Origin of the sequence: Glaciibacter superstes DSM 21135 (assembly GCF_000421145.1) — a bacterium.
GTDB lineage: Bacteria > Actinomycetota > Actinomycetes > Actinomycetales > Microbacteriaceae > Cryobacterium > Cryobacterium superstes.
Genome location: NZ_ATWH01000011.1, coordinates 131,579 through 148,629, shown reverse-complemented (window position 1 = coordinate 148,629; position 17,051 = coordinate 131,579). Strand labels below are relative to the sequence as shown.

Genomic DNA, 17,051 nt, shown 5'->3' with positions numbered 1-17,051 from the left:
TATAGCACTCGGGCATATATGCCTGCAGTGTTCGGGGCGCTCGGAGCCTGAACACGTACACTCTGACCATGGCCAGAAAACCCAAGGCGATCGTATCCAGCACCGGCGGTTCAGGGCAGGGCGGTTCGCTCCCGTCCGGCGTGGTTCGGGGCTTCGACCGAGTGATGGCGATCCAGAGACCGGTTGTCCTCGCGCACATCCGCGGCATCCGTCACCGCCACCCGAATGCCACTCCAGACGAAATAGTCCGCATACTCGAACGTCGCTACCTCGCCGCCGTCACGACCGGCGGTGCTGCGGTTGGCGCCACCGCCATCATTCCCGGCGTCGGCACTGGTATCACCCTGGCACTGTCTGGTGTCGAGACAGCCGGCTTCCTCGAGGCGACCTCACTCTTCGCACAGTCGATCAGCGAGGTTCACGGCATCGCCGTCGACGACCCGGAGCGTGCACGGGCACTCGTCATGACCATGATGCTCGGGCGTGAGGGCTCAGACCTGGTTCGCCAGCTTGCCGGCCAGGTCTCCGGCAGCGGCATCGCCAGAAATGCGTATTGGGGCGAACTCGTCACCACCAGCATTCCGCGTGTCATCATTGGCCCGCTCACAGAGCGACTCAAGAGTGTCTTCATCAGGCAGTTCGCCGTACGCGGCGGAGCCAGTTTCATCGGGAAGGCCGTTCCGTTCGGAGTGGGCGCCGTCATCGGCGGGGCAGGCAACCACATCCTCGGCAAGCGTGTCGTGCAGCAATCGCGACTCGCCTTCGGACAGCCGCCGGCGTGGTTCCGCGAAGAGTTGAACCCGCGCATTCGCGAGATCACGGTACGCGAGGCCACCGGTCGCCGCCTCTCCGGAATCACCCGCGGAGTCGCAACTACCCTGCCAAAAGCCATACCGTCAAAGCTCCGCCGCAAACGACAGGTTGCAGACGAGCCAGAAGTCCTCGACGCGCCCACGGCAGCAACGGTTGCGACTTCTACGGACCAGTTGCCGGATTCAGCCGAGCAGGGAAACACGACTCTCGTCTGAGACCTTCCAGTTGCCCGAGTCGTCTCAGTCGCCCGAGTCTTCTCGGCCGCCTGGGTGCTTGCGCCGACTCAGTCGTCTGAGTCGTCGTTGCGGTCGTGGTACACGTCGTGTTCGTCCACTTCGCCGTCGTTCGCGTGCAAAAGTGCATTGCGGTCCCATTCGACCATGAGCTGTGTCACCGCGGCATGGAACCGAGCCGTTGCCGCTCCGGGAGTCGTGTCCCCGAAGTACCTCTCCACCCACGCCGCCAAACGCATCCGAGCAGCATCGTCGTCCGTGAGGTCGTCAAGCACGCCGGACATGTCCGCGGCTTCTTCAGCGGTCAGCCACTCGCAGTCAGACAGATAGCCGGCCATGTCGATCTCGGCCGCCGCGTTCAACGGCCGTGTCACCATGAGGGGTTTGCCCGCCGCGAGACGGTCATAGACCATCGCCGAAATGTCGACGATCGCGACATCCGGTACCGACAGCTGCCAGCCGAGTTCGGCGCCGGTGTCGTACACGTGCTGGGCCGCAGGGTCGCGCGCGTTTGCGGCAGCAATGGCAGCGATGATCTGCTTGTTCGCCGCGCCATAATCATGATCGACGACGCCGCTGCGTGGATGCGGGCGGTAGATGACCCGGTGCCGACCGGTTGCCAGCAGAGAGTTCACCAGCGCAACGCCATGTGTTGCGATGGAGCCATAGGCGGCAGCAGGCCGGTCGCCCTCCCAGGTTGGTGCGTAGAGCACCACCTGGCGTTCATCCGGAGTGTAGGGCAGCGAGCCCGTGTAGTAGTCGGCCTGCGGACGCCCGATGGCGATAGCGCGCTTGTCGAAGTCGTAGTCCCACAGAACCTTGTGCAGTCGCGTCAATGCGGCCTCGCCTGCGACGAATGAGTAGTCGTAGGCCTTGAACTGATTGGTCGTCATATACATCTTGTCGCTCTCACCGTGATTGATGAAAACGTGCCAGCGACGCCCGTAGCGCATCATCTGGAAGTTCTTCGCGTTCTGGTTGACGTAGAACACGATACGGATGTCCTGTTCGGCGATCACGCGCTCCAGGTCGATGACCTTCCGCACGTATGCCACCGGCAGCGGCGACTCCTCGAAGAGCTTCAGCGTTCCGCCTCCGGTGCGGCTGAGCACCAGGACCGGCCAGGTTTCGGCGAGCCTCACCAGTGGTTTGTACCACTGCCGCATCTGGTAGATGTTGACAGGGCCGTCGGCAAAGTAGACGGCGATTTTGAAGTGGCGGACGGGGTGCGGCGCCTGCGTCGCCAGTCGACCCGCGACCGCCCGCTGCGCCTGCCGCGACGCCCTGACGTCTTTCACCAGCTTGAGTGCGCGCCTGACGTCTCCTTTGATACCCACGATTCCAGACTACCCAGCAGGCCTGACCGTGTACCGGGGATGGGGGCCAAACAGTCGCACCGGTAGCGAATCGTTAGACGATGGGCGGCCGGCCGGCCAGCGTCATCCGCCAGATCGTGCGCGCTTTCATGGGGCGGCGTTCGCCCGGGTCCTCTGCCCAGCCTTCTCGCCAGCCGCCGAACCAGGCTCGCAGAGCGGGCCGGTTACGTGCCCAGCGCAGGAGCTGGATCGCGGTCCAGGAACCGACGTAGAAGGGCACTAGCACGGCGGGCAGGTTGCGCCTGGCGAGCCACACCCGGTTGCGAGCGTTCAGCCGGTAGTAGTCCGCGTGCCTGGTCTGCTGAATCACCGGATGGTTGGCCACGAGGTCGCCGGCGTACCAGGTGCGTCGCCCTTGGTCCCAGACCCGCCAGGCCAGCTCGATGCCCTCGTGCGCATAGAAGAACGGCTCTGCCCAGCCGCCGGTGGCATCGAACACGGCGCGTGGAAGCAGCACCGCGCCCTCCCACACGGAGAAGACAGCGCTCGAACGAGTCGCCTTGCCCTTGAGGATGCGCGGCACCCAGCGTCTCGGAGAAGCCGTTCCGGTCGGATCGACGACGCGTGGCTGCAGGAGGCCGATCGACGGGTCATCACGCAGCGTGCCGATGGCCTCGATGAGAAAGCCCGGATCGGGGATGCTCGCATCGTCGTCGAGGAAGAACAGGCACTCCCCCGCGACCTGTGACACCCCACGGTTGCGGCCGGCCGGAATCCCCAGGTTCGTCGGCAGGCCCAGCGACCGCACCCCGGCGGGCAGACCGGTCGGCTGCCAGCCGTTGCCGACGCAGATGATGTCGAGACTCACTCCACGCTGGGCGAGCAGGCTCCGGATGCCGCGTTCGAGGTCTTGTGGCCTGGTCCCCTGGGTGAGTACCACAACTCCGACCGTCGGAATCGCGGCCGGGCCCGACGCCATCGGGTCAGGAACGGACACGCTTGGAAGCCATAATTGCGACGAAGTGCCCGAGCGTCGCCAGGAATGCGAGGGGTACCAGCACGATGAGCAGCACGCGGTCGGTCTGCGGCTGGCCCGTGAACAAGCCGACGAGGGCCGCGGCGAAGATCAGGATGGTCATCTCCACCGAGTGGTAGAGGCGGTGGAACGGAACAAAACGCGCGAAACTGCGTGCCCGCGCCAGCAGGCTCGACGTCGGTGCCTTTTCTCCGTGAGTGTCGGCCAGCTTGGTCAGGCCGGCGTTGGCCCTCGCAACGTGCACCATGTCGTTCAGCGCCTTGTTCAGCACGATGAGCAGCGCAAGGGCCATGGCCAGGGTGGTCCACAGGTAGTCGTCGGGCGACTCGAACGGGTAGCCGGCAGCTCGAATGCCGAGCGCAATCGGGATCAGCGCCTCTGTCGTGTAGTGCCCGACCTTGTCGAGGAACACACCGGCGGGCGATGAGGTGCGGCGCCAGCGGGCGACCTCACCGTCGCAGCAGTCGACCAGCATCTGGAACTGGCCGAGCACCAGTGCGAGCAGTGCGCCCCAGATGCCGGGGATCAACAGGGCGGCGGCCGTCGACCAGCCGACGAGGATCATCAGCCCGGTGACGCCGTTGGCCGAAATGCGCGTCTTCAGCAGCATCCAGGTGATGTACGGCGACAGGTCGCGCAGGTAGAGCGATGCGGTCCAGTGTTCGGCGTTGGCGCGCAGGCGCACCTCGGGCGGCTGCGCAACGCGCCGCAGTTCGGCAATGTCGCGCGGCCGGGTCAAACGTGCGCCCCCGGCATCCGGTGAACCTGTTGTCATGCTCACCTTCCCGTGTGTGCCGTGATATTGCTGGTGAGCTTGAGATAGCCCAGCACGAAGCCGATCCCCCAGCAGAAGTGAATGCAGGGCAAGACTACGAGAAACCAGAGCGCGGAACGAAACCCGTCGGGGCGCGCCACCGCGATTGTGGCTGCAATGACGAAGACCAGGTAGACGGCCGGGATGACAAAACCGGCCAGGAGCCAGGGCAGTGCGCCGACCGCAAGCTGAACGAGGCCACCCAGACCGAGGAGAACGCCGACGGTGACGCCGAGCACCATGAGCGGTGGAATGAAATAACGGATGCCGTTGGCCGCGGGGAACCGCCTGGCCAGTTCTCCACGCCACAGGCCGGTCGACAGCATCTGCCTGGCCAGGCGCGACAGGCTCGGCCTCGGCCGGTAGGTCACCTTGAGCTGGGGGGTGAACCAGACCAGTCCGCCCGCTTTGCGAAGACGCCGATTGAGTTCCCAATCCTGGCCGCGCTTGATGGTCTCGTCGAACAGTCCGACCCGGATGAGGCTCTCCTTGCGGAAACAGCCGAGGTAAACGGTTTCGGCTTCGCCTTCCTGTCCACCGACGTGAAACGGAGTGCCGCCGAGCCCGACCTTGGTGCCGTATGCGCGGGCCACCGACTTCTGGAATGGGCTCTCACCCTGCGCATCCATGATCCCGCCGACGTTGTCGGCTCCCGTTCGGTCGAGGGTCTCGACGGCGATGCGTGCGTAGTCGGGGGGAAGCACGGAGTGGGCGTCGACGCGGATCACCACGGGAAATGTGGATGCCAGGATCGCCGTGTTCAGGCCGGCCGGAGTGGAGCCGATCTCGTTGTCGACCACGCGGATCCGTGGATCGATCGCGGCCATGTCTTCGACGAGTTCTGTGGTTCCGTCGATGCTCGGTCCGAGCGCGAGGGTGACCTCGAACGGACCGTCGTAGTCCTGGTGAAGGAGACTGTCGACGGCTGCGCGCACATGTGTGACTTCGTTCAACACAGGCATCACGTAGGAGACGCCGGTGAGCGATTCGTCTCCGGTTCGGGGCACCTGGTTTGCCGTCTTTCCGCTTGTGGGTCAGGTTGATTGAGCCTACCAGCCGGTGCACACCGATCCGGGGCATAACGATCCTGGTCAGCCGGTTGCTGTCAGCCGGTCACTGCCAGCGGGCCGCTGTGCACGTCGTGCGCACATGGCTGCGCCGCCGGTGTCGACACCGGCGGCGCAGGCCTGAAAGGAGGCTTCCGATCAGCTGGTGAGTTCTCCGACCGTGACGGACACGGTGGTCGACTCTCCGCCTCGCACGTACGTGAGCTCGGCGTCTCCGCCGGCTGCGAGTGCGCGCACCTGGGCGGTGAGGTCGTTCGCGTCGGTGATCGGAACACCGTTGAAGTTGGTGATCACGTCACCCTCCTTCAAGCCGGCCTTCTCCGCAGCGCCGCCCGACGTGAGCTCCTTGATGAGCGCGCCGACCGTTGCGCTGTCCTTGTCGCTGGCGGCGCTGGTCACTGTTGCTCCGAGCAGGCCGTGGGTCGCCTTGCCATTGGCGATGAGCTCGTCGGAGACACGCTTGGCGAGGTTCGACGGGATGGCGAACCCGACTCCGATGCTTCCGGCCGTCTCGTCACCGCCGTTCGCGATCGCCACGTTGATGCCGATGAGTTCACCCTTGCCGTTGAGCAGCGGACCGCCGGAGTTGCCGTGGTTGATGGCGGCATCCGTCTGGATCACCGGTAGCGCAATGGTGCCGGTCGGCGCCTGCTGTTGCTGCTGCTCGGAGCCCGGGGCGTCGTCCCAGAACTTGAACGGGCTCTGGCCGCCTTCTTCGTCAGGTGCTTCTTCGTTAGGCGTCGCCGGCGCTTCGGAGGACGCGACCGTGATGCTGCGGTTGAGCGCGCTCACGATTCCGTTGGTGACGCTCCCGGAGAGCCCAAGCGGCGCTCCGATGGCGATGGTGGTGTCGCCGACGTTGAGCTTGCCAGAGTCTGCCCAATCGATGGGCGTGAGGCCGGAGACATCCGTCAGCTTGATGACCGCGAGGTCAGAGATCGGGTCTGTGCCGACGATCGTGGCGTCGTAGAGCTTGCCGTCGTTGCCCTTCACCTGGATGGTGGCCTCACCGGCAGCGCCGTCGAGGGTCACGACGTGGGTGTTGGTGAGCACATAGCCGTCTTCGGTGAGGATGACGCCCGACCCGGTGCCTGCCTGGTCGGTTCCGGTCACATTGATCGTGACCACGCTCGGCGAGGCCTTCTCTGCGACGGCCGAGATCTGGTTGACGGAGTCGGTGTCGTTGATCACCACGTTGCTCGGACCCTGCGCCTCGTTGACCGACGTGCCGGAGCCCTGGTTGGCGACGACGAGGGCGGTGACGCCGGCTCCGGATGCGCCACCGACGAGTGCGCCGATGGCGAGCGCGGCGACCAGCGCAACGCTCCCCCGGCGCTTGGCAGGGTCTTTCGGAGCCTTCGGCGGGCTCGCGTATGGGTTGTGCGCGGCGTTCTGGGCTGCACCGTTCTGATCGGCACCGTTCTCGGTGGCGTGAAGCGGGCGACCGAAGGCGTCCGTCGGGTAGGCGGCAGTGTGCTGCGCGCCCGGGTGCTGCGACTGCTGGTGCTGCGCGTTCTGGTGCTGCGCGTTCTCGAACTGCGCGTTCTCGAACTGCTCGGTCGGGTACTGGTCCTGGCGTGCGCGCGCCTGATCTGCCGGCGACTGTTGCTGTGCGGCCTGTTGCTGCGCGGCCGGCGTGCTGGGGGGTGCTGGTGGCGTCGGCGCACCGGGAGCCGGAGTGCCGGGCGTCGGTGCATCCGGAGTCGGAGCACCCGGCGTCGGACCAGGGGTTGGAGTCGGGGCGGGACCAGGCACCGTCGGCTCGGCCGGCGTAGGCACCGTCGGCTCGGCGGGCGTCGGAACTGTCGGTTCGTCCGGCGTCGGCGCCGTCGGCTCGTGCGGGGTCGGAGCAGTGGGCTCGACCGGAGTCTGCGGTGCCGGAGTCTGCGGTGCCGTCGGCGTGGTGGGTTCCGGAGCTGTGGGGTCGCTCGCGGAGTCTGGCGTGTTACCGGGTTGAGTGTTGTCAGTCATGGTTGCTCCTTCCAAGCGTTGTCAGCTTCACCCCCCAACCTGAAGGTTTTCTATGGGCAGCCTGAGAGCATTCAATGGCGAAGCCGTGATCTTGCTTGGATCGACGAATCGGCGCTCGTCAGCAGCCGGGGCCACGCGGGTTCGCGGTGCATTCCCGGGTCACGAGAACGGTTTTGGAATCGCCTGCCGTTGCGTTCATCGGATCTGCCGGAACAGCGATCGAGCCCTGCACGTTTCGCCAACCCTGACCCGCGAAGCGGTACTCGGCCGTGTACTGCACATCGAGCGTGATGATTCGGGTTCCGCTCGATCGATACACGTGGCTGGTGAAGGTGGGCGAGAACTCGGGGAGACCAAGCGCGGCCCAGCTCGCACCGCCATCGCGCAAACTGCTGCTTTCGCCGTCACCGTAGTTCCAGTGATAGCCGGCTGGCGTGAAGCGCACGTCTGCCGGGAATCCCAGGAGTGTCGATGAGACCGTGTGAACGGATGCCGCTGCAAAGAAGTTGGTCGACAGGCCGACGACCGCCCAGCCAGCTGGTTCCATTCCCTGGGACGGCGTCGCCGCCTTGAAGTTCACCAGATCGCTGATACGCACGACGAGATTGGGATCACACGGACTGCCCGGCTCACAGTTGATCGTGTACCACGGCCGGTCGATGGTGCCGTTCCCACTCGTTCCCGGCCCACCGCCGTCGATGTTGATGTCACCGTCACTCTCCCCGCCGCCCTCGCCGTTGCTGTCGCCGCCACCTCCCCCATTCTCGAAGTCGACGGAAACGTTGACTCCGCCGTCGCCGATGTTGCCGGTGGCCTCACCGGGATCGTCACATTCACCTTGCGACGCACCCCACCCAACGCAAGTTCCATCGGAGGCATACGCAGCGCTCACCAGCGCGGGTGACAATGCCAACGACAGCACCGCAGTAGTCAACAGAAGTTTTCGCCAGACCATGATTCTGATTCCTCGATAAGAAGTTGCTTAGCATCGTCCGAATTCACCAGGCCGACCTGTAGTGGCAATCGCAATGGCCTATCGACCGGTACAACACTTGCCCCAGTCGAATCCACGACGTCAGTCCCCGAAACGTCCAGACATAAGTAGGCCTGAATTATGCCATCTACGAGATCAGCAGACTGAATGGAAAATGAATCGAACGACAGGTCGCCAGTACCGTGAAATCCGTTCTCCTCCATTTTGGAGAATGACTCCACTTCCGATTTCAAGACCGCACCTGTCGAGAATTCGGATATGCGTTCCGGCGCTCTACCGCCTTCCTGGGCGATCGTGTTCGACATCGCTTGGTACGCGGCATAGGCCTCGGTGGCGGCGGCGAGGGCTTCTTCGTCGGACTCGAACACCGGGGCATCCGTCGTCGACGTGGGAATCGGTGTCGGCGCGGGCGTCGGTGTGCAACCAGACAGAGCGGCGAGAACGAGCGTGCACGCCAGAATCGCGACGACGAGGCCACGTTTCTTCATGCGCATGCAGCCCACCGTAGAACAAAACGCCCCTTCGTCGCCGAAGTTATCCACAGGCCACACGAACTCGACGCTGACAGGCGCGAACCGGCCGGTGTCGTAGCGTGGAGTTATGCAGGCAAAACGATGATGATTTCCGGCGGCTGGCAGCGCGCCGCACGCGGGGCGGGGCTGCTCGCCGATGACGGCACGGTAGCCGCCACGATCTTCGCTGAGATGAGTGCCCTCGCCGTCTCCACCGGCGCCATCAACCTTGGCCAGGGTTTTCCAGACGAAGACGCACCGGTCGAGGTGCGAGAGGCCGCCCGCCAGGCCATCGCCGACGGCGTCAACCAGTACCCGCCCGGTCGCGGCATGCCTGTTCTCCTTGACGCGATCTCGGCACACCAGCAGCGCTTTTACGGACTCGCCGTCGATCCAGGCACCGAGGTGCTGGTCACCGCCGGCGCCACCGAAGCCCTCGCCGCCACGATTCTCGCGCTCATCGAGCCCGGTGACGAAGTCGTCACCTTCGAGCCCTTCTACGATGCCTACGGTGCGCTGATTTCGCTCGCAGGCGGCATCCATCGCACTGTTCCGCTTCGCGCTCCTGATTTCCAGCCCGATCTCGACGAACTCACCAATGCCGTCACCGACCGCACCCGGTTGATCATCGTGAACAACCCGCACAATCCGACCGGCGCCGTCTTTCCCCGAGAAACCCTCGAGCACGTCGTTGCACTCGCGCACCGCCACGACGCCATCATCGTCACCGACGAGGTGTACGAGCACCTCACTTTCGGTGTCGCCCACATCCCTGTCGCCACCCTGCCGGGTGCACGCGAGCGCACGGTCACGATCTCTTCCGGCGGCAAGACGTTCAACACCACCGGGTGGAAGATCGGCTGGCTCACTGCTCCCGCTGAGATCGTCACGGCCATTCTTGCCGTCAAGCAGTTTCTCACCTACGTGAACGGCGCACCGTTCCAGCCGGCGATCGCGCTCGGTCTTGGGCTCCCCGATTCGTTCTTCGCCGGGGTCGCTGCCGATCTCCAGCACAAACGCGACGTGCTCGCCGGGGGTCTCACCGCCGCCGGGTTCGCGATCAGCGTTCCGCAAGGGTCGTATTTCATCGTGGCGGATGCCGCTGGGCTCGGTTTCGAAGACGGAGTCGAATTCTGTCGCCGACTTCCCGGCCTCACCGGAGTCGTCGCTGTGCCGATCTCGGCATTCTGTTCGCCGCAGCACAAGCCGCAGTTTGCCTCGCTGGTGCGTTTCGCCTACTGCAAGAAGGCCACGCTTCTCGAACAAGCAGCCAGCCAACTCGCGGGGATAGCATCATGACAGCAACAGATGGCGTGAGTTCAGGCGGCCGTCGCGCATCCGTTCTCAGACGGCGGTGGAAGCGCAACGACTGAGGCCAGTCCCAGTGGCCTCACTCAGAGGGCTACCGGGCTGCCGCGTCGATCAGGACCTCTGCAGCTCGCCTGGCCTGACCCGCTGCTTCGGTCGTGCCGGAGATTGCAGCGGTCGTCTGCGCGCCCTCTGCGAGGATCGCGAGCTGGGGTGCGAGATCGGCAGGAGCCCCTGCCTGTGCGACCAGGTCGGATACGAACCGCTGGAAGGATTCCTTGTGTTCGCGAGCGAGTTGCGCCACCTCGGGAGTCACCGCGCCCATCTCCGCGAAGGCGTTGATGAATCCACAACCGCGAAACGAGTCGTCGGCGAACCAGTCGGCAAGGTAGTCGTACACGGCCAGGAGCTTGTCACGCGGGCTCGTCACGGTTGCGACGCGGGCGCTGACGCCGTCGGTCCAGATGCGGTGTCGCCTCTGCAGGACTTCGAGCACGATCGCGTTCTTCGAGGGAAACATCGAGTAGAGGCGCTTGAGCGGCACGCCGGCTTCGGCGCGCAGGTCGTCCATTCCGACTGACTGGATTCCCCGTGCGTAGTACAGGCGGTCCGCAGTTTTCACCACGTGTTCACGCAGGTCTGTTTGACTCATTTCACTATTCTACTTGCGCTGAGAACAATCGTTCTCTAGAGTAGGGATCACTCAGCGAGAACGAACGTTCTCGCAGCCGATGAAAGGAAGAGACCGATGGCATTCGTCACCGTTGGCACGGAGAACAACACCGATATCGAGCTGTACTACGAAGACCACGGCACCGGCCAGCCAGTGGTGCTCATTCACGGCTATCCGCTCGACGGTGCGTCATGGGAGAAGCAGACGACCGCGCTGCTCGAAGCCGGCTATCGCGTCATCACCTACGACCGTCGCGGATTCGGTCGCTCGAGCCAGACGACCGTCGGCTACGACTACGACACCTTCGCCGCCGATCTCAATACGGTGATCGAGAGCCTCGACCTCACCGACGCGGTACTCGTCGGGTTCTCGATGGGAACAGGAGAGGTGGGCCGCTACCTGGGCACCTACGGCTCCGCGCGAATCGCCAAGGCCGCCTTCCTGGGTTCCCTCGAGCCGTTCCTGCTGCAGACCGACGACAATCCGACCGGCGTGCCACAGGATGTCTTCGACGGGCTTCTCGAGGCCGTCACCGCGGATCGCTATGCGTTCTTCACTGGTTTCTTCGAGAACTTCTTCAACACCGACACGTTCCTCGGCAATCGGCTGAGCGAAGAAGCACTTCGTGCACACTGGAATGTGGCCGTGCGTTCGTCGGCGACGGCATCCGTTGTCGCCCAGCCCGCCTGGTTGACCGACTTCCGCGGTGACGTCGCCAAGATCGACGTGCCGACGCTGATCGTGCACGGCACGGCGGACCGCATTCTGCCGATCGACTCAACCGGCCGGGTGTTCCACCAGGCACTACCCTCCGCCGAGTATGTCGAGATCGAGGGCGCGCCGCACGGACTCCTGTGGACGCACGCGGCCGAGGTCAACGAACTGCTGCTGGGTTTCCTGGCGCGCTAACCGGGTGGTGAAGCCGGGACGCGATCGCGATCGTTGTCCCGGCTTTTGCCTGCCGGGCCTACACCCCGGGGTCGGGCCTGGTGATGATTTCAGCAGCGTAATGGGAAATCGCCCGGGAATACTCCGGCACGTGCGGCGCGAGTGCGGCAAGCGCGACCGACGCGGCTTCGTCCAGTCGACCGGTGTCGACGAGCGCGAGCGCAAGGAAGGCGGCGCGTGCATCGCTAAAAACGGGGGCTGGTTAGCGCGGAACGACGGCGAAGCGACGAAGAACGAGGGCTGGATTGGTCGCCCGCACTGCGGCCAGTCGTTCAGTGGACACCCAGGCGACTGCGACATCCGTTACTTCGCCAATGGTGGCCAGTTCAACGCCCATCGGGTCGACAACCATGCTGTTGCCGGCCCCGATCGGAGGCGCGTGGTCTGCCGCCGCCACGTACACCGTGTTCTCGAGAGCGCGAGCCGTCACCAACGTTCGCCAATGCTGCTCTTTCAGCGGACCGCGCACCCACTCAGCAGGCACCAGCACCAGATTCGCCCCCGCATCAACCAGGCGACGGGTCACCTCGGGAAAACGGATGTCGTAGCAGGTCTGCAGGCCGACCGTGAGTCCAGCAAACTCGAACGTCTCAGGCTCAGCGATCGTTCCCGCGAGCACCCACTCCGATTCGCGCTCTCCGAACGCGTCATAGAGGTGCAGCTTTCGATAGGTCGCAATCACCTCACCCGCCGGGCTGACCGCGACCAGAGTGTTCGAGAACCGCACCGTGTCATCCGTCTTCTCGATCATGCCGGCAACGGCATACACGCCGTTCGAGTGCGCGATCTCCTTCAGGCCGTCAACAAAGTCGCCGTCGAGATGCTCCGCCGCCTCCACGAATGACGCGCCGAGCCTCGGTTCGAAGAAGGCCGAGTACTCGGGGAACACGACGAGGGATGCTCCACGCCGCACAGCTGTCGCTGCGAGAGTGTGCATCGCAGCGAGGTTCTGTGCCCGATCTGCGCCGGGGGCGAACTGGGCGACGGCGATGCCGACAGGGGTTTCAGCCATGCCGCCAGCCTAATGACTCGTTGCGGGGGGGATTTCGAGACACTCGCTGGCGCTCGCCCCACTACGGACACGGGCACTCAGGCAACTGTCATGGAACTGCCGGAAACCGTTAAGGCGCCGAACGTAGCGTGAAGGTGATGACATCCGTTCTTGCGCCACCTGTCACCGGGGTTCTTCCGGAGCCCCGACAAGGGACCGCGCGCAGCGCCACACTGCCACCGGTGCTCGTTGGAGCCGTTGCCTTCGTAATCTCCGCTGCCGCGTCGTGGCAGCCCTCGTATTGGGGCGACGAGGCGGCGAGCGTCATGTCAGCGCAACGCTCGCTCGGCTCGCTCTTCAACCTGCTCGGCCACATCGATGCCGTGCACGGCACCTACTACCTTTTCCTGCACTTCTGGATCGAAGCCTTCGGTGCGTCAGAGTTCTCGACTCGCCTTCCGAGTGCAATTGCCGTCGGCATCGCAGCGGCCGGAATCGTGGTCCTGGTGCGCACGCTCATCAATCCCCGCGTCGCCGTCATCGCCGGTCTCGTCTTCGCAGTACTCCCCCGCGTCACCTACATGGGCGCCGAAGCCCGGTCCATGGCGATCGCCACAGCGATCGGCGTGTGGCTGACCGTGCTCCTCGTACACGTTCTCCGCTCGGCCCCTCCGCAGTCCGCTGCCCAGCGGCGAGTTCGCCTCCTCTGGTGGACCGGATATGCCGTGCTGCTGTCCTTCGGCATCTACATGTTCCTCTACGTGGCGCTCCTGATCCCTGCGCACGCCGTCACCGTACTCCTGATGAACCGCAAGCGCGAGGCGCTGTTCGGCTGGACCGCATCCGTCGCCGCAGGTTTGGTTCTGGCCATCCCCGTGCTCTGGTTTGGAGCGCATGAACGCCAACAGATCGCGTTCATCGGCCGACGCCCAGACGTCAGCCTGACCGACGCCGCCGTGCACCAGTGGTTCGGAAACCGCCCATTGGCCGTCGCGGCCTGGGCACTCATCGCCCTCGCCGTCGTTGTGGTCGCGGTCGGGGTGCTCCGGCATCGCAGAGAGTACGGTCGGAGCGCGACGACGAGCACAGCGACCACCCTGATCATCGCTCTCGCGTGGATGCTCATCCCGAGCGCCATACTCTTCCTCGGCACCCGCTTCCTCACACCGATGTACTCGCTCCGCTACCTCTCCATCTGCGCACCGGCCGCTGCGATTGCGATCGCCATCGGCATCGCGAGCTTCCGCTCCCGCTGGCTTCGCATCAGCGCCTTGCTGCTGGTCGTGGTGCTCGCCGTGCCGACTTACCTCTCCCAGCGCGGTGAGTTCGGCAAGAACTTCGGCAGCGACTGGCGACAGGCAGCAGACGTCATTGCGCAGTCGGCAACCGACGGCGACGCAGTCGTCTTCGACGAGAGCAATCGCCCATCGCGCAACGTCAGACTCGCCATGCACCTCTACCCGGACGCCTTCACTGGCCTGAAGGATGTCACCCTGGCGAGCCCATACCAGGAGAACGACGGGCTGTGGGACAGGGTGGCTCCACTTGAGGAATCAACGAACTCACTCGTCGGCACCAACAGGGTGTGGTTGCTGCAATACTCGGGGAGTTCAGAAGAAGAGGCCGGAACCGATGTCGCCACTCTGAAGAGTCTCGGCTTCACCGAGTCCAGCGTCACTCTGGTCAACCGCACGACGATCACCGAAATGACGAGGTAACAGGCGCATGGCCAAGACGCTGGTGATCATCCCGACCTTCAACGAACGCGAGAATCTCGAACCCATCACCCTGCGCGTCCTGGCCTGCGATCCATCCGTCGACGTGCTGGTCGTTGACGACTCCTTACCCGATGGAACCGGTGCCCTGGCCGACGAAATTGCCGCGCGCGAAAAGCGAGTGCAGGTGCTTCACCGGGCGTCGAAGAACGGACTCGGCGAAGCCTACCTCGAGGCATTCGGCTGGGCGCTCTCCCGCGGCTACGACCGGCTGGTGCAACTCGATGCCGATGGCTCCCACGCGCCAGAACAGCTTCCCAGCCTGCTGGCCGCGGCCGAGTCGACGGATGTTGTGCTCGGGTCGCGGTGGGTGCCTGGCGGGCGCGTAGAAAACTGGCCCTGGTATCGTCGCGCACTGTCGAAGGGCGGTTCGACCTACGCACGCCTGATGCTGCGGTTGCAGCAGCGCGATGCCACCGGCGGATACCGCGTGTACAGCGCCCGGGCCCTCGAGGCCATGAATCTCTCCGATGTCGAGAGCCACGGGTATTGCTTTCAGATCGACATGCTGCTGCACGCCGTTCGCGCGGGCCTGACCGTCGTTGAGGTGCCGATCACTTTCACGGAGCGCACTCTCGGGGCCTCGAAGATGAGCGGCTCCATTGTGCTCGAAGCGATGCTCAGGGTGACGGTCTGGGGTTTCAGCGGCATGGGCGTCAGCCGCTCAGGAACGGTGGCGCCCGCGGCCGCGTCGCGCGAGGGATAGCCCGGCCGCCCCGGCACCGATCACGATCGACGCCGACCCCAGCAGTCCCAGCCCGCTCATTGTGGCGCCATTCACGCCGGTCTCGGCGAGGTGCGGAGGGCTGACCTCTGGCGAGGCCGGAGCGGCGGGCACCTCCGGCTGCTCTGGAACCACGGGCATCTCGACAAGTGTCGTCTCCTCTGCATGCACGACCATCGAACCGAACTCGCCGGTCGCAGCATTGCCTGGCGATGCGTACGTCCAGACGTAGGAGCCGGGCTCACTGGTCGGCAGGCATCCGCTGGCCAGGGTGCCGTCGCCGGCAAAGAGCACGTCGACGCTGCCGACCAGGGGCGCGCTCGCCTCGTCGATCTGGGTTCCAGGCTCCGGCGCCTCAGCGAATGGGCCCCACAGGCTCGCCGTGATGACGAGTTCATAACCCGGCTGGGAACCGACGACGGTGATCGCGTCGTGCAGGCAGTCACCGACGACTGCGGTCGGCGAAGACGCCGTCGTCGTCACGGCCGGGTGCCAGGGCGAGAGCGTCACCTCGGTCGCGGTACCGAATGCAGACTGCCAGGCGCCGGCCTGCGACCGCCCTTCCTCGTGCGGACTCTCTGACGGATCGATGCTTTCGGTCCAGACGAAGTAGCCGGCGGCAGGGAGCTGGCAATAGTCGGTGTGATATTCCCCCGGACCGGCCACCATGGTGGAGACCTCGCACACGGCAACGGCTCCATCCGGCACAGCGGGAAGTTCAACGATCGGGTCGACGAATGGTCCCCAGAGCGTTGAGCGCACGAGCAGCGCCACCGGCTCTGGCGCCGCCGGATCGCCTCTCATCCCCCAGTCGCCCTCTGGATTGTCGGCGGAGGCCGTAGCGCCGACGGTAAGGATGTCGTCGATCAACTGGCCGGCTTCGGCCGTCGTCGCACCCGTCTGGGTCTGCACAACAGGCTGGAACGGCAGGGTGCGCACGACCGGCGGCGTCTGCACTCGTTCGCTGGTCGCCTCGGCCGTTCCGGGCGACGCGACGATCAGTCGTTGCCGGGAAGAGTCGTCTGGATACAGCACCCCGATCGAGCCGCCATATGGCAGCGAGTCGAAGTGCGCCGTTGCAGCCACAGTGACCAGTGAGCGGGTGTCAGGGGTGATGGCCGCCACGCTTCCATTGGGAATCTGCGCGGTCGCACTTCCGGTTTCGGTGAAAACGGCGCCTTCCAGGGTGACGGATGCCGCGTGGGTGCCGGGCGGCACGGTATACGGTCCGGCCAGGCCGTCGATGGTGAGGTCGGCCTGCACCGTGCCGGTCGTTCCATCTGGGCTGACCGCGACAGCGACGGATGCACTCACCTGGCGACTGCCCTGGCTCCCGGCTTCCGCAAGCTGTGCATCTGCCGTCGCCATGACCGCTTCGGTGCTCTCGTTCGCCCTGGCCGCATAGTAGCGATCGGTGTTCCCGCCAAGACCCGTCAAACGCCACACGTTCAGCGCGACGGACGCGGCGATGGTGGGATCATCGGATGCACCCCACTGCCGCATCAGGTACGCGAGCCTGGCCTGGGTGTCGGCATCCGCTATCGCCGCAGCAAAGTCAGGAGCGGAGTAGTTGATGCCCATCGGCGGTCCAGACGGCTGGTCGATGCAGTAAGCGACGGTTCCGTCGTCGAGCCGATAGCTGCCGAGGTAGCTTTGCCCGTCACCCGCCCAGGTGTGACCGGCATGGCGGCCGGCCACCGCGGCTTCGACCGGCGGAGTGCCGCCAAGCGACAGGACCGCGAGTCCAGCAACGGCGAGCGCCACCAGGGCGAGCACGAGACGGAGCCGGCGGCCGAACAGGCGGCGGCCGAATACGAGGACTGGTCTCTGGGTGGCCGACGAGGGCAGCAGGGGTTTCATGCCACCAGCGTGGCCG

15 protein-coding genes and 1 pseudogene are annotated in these 17,051 nt (G+C 65.1%); 5 read left to right on the top strand and 11 right to left on the bottom strand.

Annotation, left to right across the window (positions count from 1 at the left end):
• Nucleotides 1-68: 68 nt before the first annotated feature.
• Nucleotides 69-1,028: a hypothetical protein gene (locus tag K323_RS26655; protein WP_051147395.1), complete on the top strand. Its 960-nt coding sequence runs from the start codon at nucleotides 69-71 to the stop codon at nucleotides 1,026-1,028.
• Between the two features lie 68 nt (nucleotides 1,029-1,096).
• Here the strand turns inward: K323_RS26655 and K323_RS0115870 are convergent, their stop codons facing one another.
• From K323_RS0115870 to K323_RS0115840, 7 genes are all read right to left on the bottom strand, one after another.
• On the bottom strand, nucleotides 1,097-2,383 hold the full coding sequence (locus tag K323_RS0115870; protein ID WP_022886257.1) for a hypothetical protein: 1,287 nt from the start codon (nucleotides 2,381-2,383) through the stop codon (nucleotides 1,097-1,099).
• Between the two features lie 73 nt (nucleotides 2,384-2,456).
• Entirely contained in the window at nucleotides 2,457-3,341 is an 885-nt protein-coding gene (locus tag K323_RS0115865; protein ID WP_026851725.1) for a glycosyltransferase family 2 protein, read from the bottom strand.
• Between the two features lie 4 nt (nucleotides 3,342-3,345).
• The gene (locus tag K323_RS0115860) at nucleotides 3,346-4,173 is read right to left on the bottom strand and encodes a CDP-alcohol phosphatidyltransferase family protein (protein WP_026851724.1); all 828 of its coding nucleotides are present in this window, start codon (nucleotides 4,171-4,173) and stop codon (nucleotides 3,346-3,348) included.
• A 2-nt stretch (nucleotides 4,174-4,175) separates the two neighbouring features.
• Complete coding sequence (locus tag K323_RS0115855; RefSeq protein WP_051147404.1) at nucleotides 4,176-5,174, bottom strand: glycosyltransferase family 2 protein; 999 nt, start codon at nucleotides 5,172-5,174, stop codon at nucleotides 4,176-4,178.
• 243 nt (nucleotides 5,175-5,417) lie between these two features.
• Nucleotides 5,418-7,250 (bottom strand): trypsin-like peptidase domain-containing protein, encoded by a 1,833-nt coding sequence (locus tag K323_RS26650; RefSeq protein ID WP_022886253.1) that lies wholly within the window; start codon nucleotides 7,248-7,250, stop codon nucleotides 5,418-5,420.
• Between the two features lie 118 nt (nucleotides 7,251-7,368).
• Nucleotides 7,369-8,205, bottom strand: coding sequence for a hypothetical protein (locus K323_RS29025; RefSeq protein ID WP_157509462.1), 837 nt, complete (start codon nucleotides 8,203-8,205; stop codon nucleotides 7,369-7,371).
• Nucleotides 8,181-8,738 carry a hypothetical protein gene (locus tag K323_RS0115840; RefSeq protein ID WP_022886251.1) on the bottom strand — a complete coding sequence of 186 codons (558 nt, stop codon included), beginning with the start codon at nucleotides 8,736-8,738 and terminating at the stop codon, nucleotides 8,181-8,183. The genes K323_RS29025 and K323_RS0115840 overlap by 25 nt, the downstream gene beginning before the upstream one ends.
• A gap of 120 nt (nucleotides 8,739-8,858) precedes the next feature.
• Here K323_RS0115840 and K323_RS0115835 point away from each other — a divergent pair, with 120 nt between their 5' ends.
• Nucleotides 8,859-10,055, top strand: coding sequence for an aminotransferase class I/II-fold pyridoxal phosphate-dependent enzyme (locus tag K323_RS0115835; protein WP_022886250.1), 1,197 nt, complete (start codon nucleotides 8,859-8,861; stop codon nucleotides 10,053-10,055).
• Nucleotides 10,056-10,158: 103 nt separating this feature from the next.
• Here the strand turns inward: K323_RS0115835 and K323_RS0115830 are convergent, their stop codons facing one another.
• Nucleotides 10,159-10,716, bottom strand: coding sequence for a TetR/AcrR family transcriptional regulator (locus K323_RS0115830; protein ID WP_022886249.1), 558 nt, complete (start codon nucleotides 10,714-10,716; stop codon nucleotides 10,159-10,161).
• Nucleotides 10,717-10,812: 96 nt separating this feature from the next.
• Here K323_RS0115830 and K323_RS0115825 point away from each other — a divergent pair, with 96 nt between their 5' ends.
• On the top strand, nucleotides 10,813-11,646 hold the full coding sequence (locus K323_RS0115825; protein WP_022886248.1) for an alpha/beta fold hydrolase: 834 nt from the start codon (nucleotides 10,813-10,815) through the stop codon (nucleotides 11,644-11,646).
• 58 nt (nucleotides 11,647-11,704) lie between these two features.
• On the opposite strand, the pseudogene K323_RS29520 reads toward K323_RS0115825, so the two are convergent.
• A pseudogene (locus K323_RS29520) lies at nucleotides 11,705-11,863 on the bottom strand (tetratricopeptide repeat protein); the annotation flags it as partial.
• Nucleotides 11,864-11,887: 24 nt separating this feature from the next.
• Entirely contained in the window at nucleotides 11,888-12,697 is an 810-nt protein-coding gene (locus tag K323_RS0115820) for a carbon-nitrogen hydrolase family protein (protein WP_022886247.1), read from the bottom strand.
• 137 nt (nucleotides 12,698-12,834) lie between these two features.
• Here K323_RS0115820 and K323_RS0115815 point away from each other — a divergent pair, with 137 nt between their 5' ends.
• Both K323_RS0115815 and K323_RS0115810 read left to right on the top strand, forming a co-directional pair.
• Entirely contained in the window at nucleotides 12,835-14,394 is a 1,560-nt protein-coding gene (locus K323_RS0115815) for a glycosyltransferase family 39 protein (protein WP_022886246.1), read from the top strand.
• 7 nt (nucleotides 14,395-14,401) lie between these two features.
• Nucleotides 14,402-15,157 carry a polyprenol monophosphomannose synthase gene (locus K323_RS0115810; protein WP_022886245.1) on the top strand — a complete coding sequence of 252 codons (756 nt, stop codon included), beginning with the start codon at nucleotides 14,402-14,404 and terminating at the stop codon, nucleotides 15,155-15,157.
• On the opposite strand, the gene K323_RS29020 is transcribed toward K323_RS0115810, so the two are convergent.
• Nucleotides 15,116-17,035: a hypothetical protein gene (locus K323_RS29020; RefSeq protein ID WP_022886244.1), complete on the bottom strand. Its 1,920-nt coding sequence runs from the start codon at nucleotides 17,033-17,035 to the stop codon at nucleotides 15,116-15,118. The two genes, K323_RS0115810 and K323_RS29020, sit on opposite strands and share 42 nt — an antisense overlap.
• Nucleotides 17,036-17,051 lie beyond the last annotated feature (16 nt).

What these genes read in the sequence shown, in the direction of transcription:
- K323_RS26655 (WP_051147395.1), top strand. Translation starts at nt 69, where the DNA reads ATGGCCAGAAAACCCAAGGCGATCGTATCCAGCACCGGCGGTTCAGGG.
- K323_RS0115865 (WP_026851725.1), bottom strand. Translation starts at nt 3,341, where the DNA reads ATGGCGTCGGGCCCGGCCGCGATTCCGACGGTCGGAGTTGTGGTACTC.
- K323_RS0115860 (WP_026851724.1), bottom strand. Translation starts at nt 4,173, where the DNA reads ATGACAACAGGTTCACCGGATGCCGGGGGCGCACGTTTGACCCGGCCG.
- K323_RS0115855 (WP_051147404.1), bottom strand. Translation starts at nt 5,174, where the DNA reads ATGCCTGTGTTGAACGAAGTCACACATGTGCGCGCAGCCGTCGACAGT.
- K323_RS26650 (WP_022886253.1), bottom strand. Translation starts at nt 7,250, where the DNA reads ATGACTGACAACACTCAACCCGGTAACACGCCAGACTCCGCGAGCGAC.
- K323_RS29025 (WP_157509462.1), bottom strand. Translation starts at nt 8,205, where the DNA reads ATGGTCTGGCGAAAACTTCTGTTGACTACTGCGGTGCTGTCGTTGGCA.
- K323_RS0115840 (WP_022886251.1), bottom strand. Translation starts at nt 8,738, where the DNA reads ATGCGCATGAAGAAACGTGGCCTCGTCGTCGCGATTCTGGCGTGCACG.
- K323_RS0115835 (WP_022886250.1), top strand. Translation starts at nt 8,859, where the DNA reads ATGATGATTTCCGGCGGCTGGCAGCGCGCCGCACGCGGGGCGGGGCTG.
- K323_RS0115830 (WP_022886249.1), bottom strand. Translation starts at nt 10,716, where the DNA reads ATGAGTCAAACAGACCTGCGTGAACACGTGGTGAAAACTGCGGACCGC.
- K323_RS0115825 (WP_022886248.1), top strand. Translation starts at nt 10,813, where the DNA reads ATGGCATTCGTCACCGTTGGCACGGAGAACAACACCGATATCGAGCTG.
- K323_RS0115820 (WP_022886247.1), bottom strand. Translation starts at nt 12,697, where the DNA reads ATGGCTGAAACCCCTGTCGGCATCGCCGTCGCCCAGTTCGCCCCCGGC.
- K323_RS0115815 (WP_022886246.1), top strand. Translation starts at nt 12,835, where the DNA reads ATGACATCCGTTCTTGCGCCACCTGTCACCGGGGTTCTTCCGGAGCCC.
- K323_RS0115810 (WP_022886245.1), top strand. Translation starts at nt 14,402, where the DNA reads ATGGCCAAGACGCTGGTGATCATCCCGACCTTCAACGAACGCGAGAAT.
- K323_RS29020 (WP_022886244.1), bottom strand. Translation starts at nt 17,035, where the DNA reads ATGAAACCCCTGCTGCCCTCGTCGGCCACCCAGAGACCAGTCCTCGTA.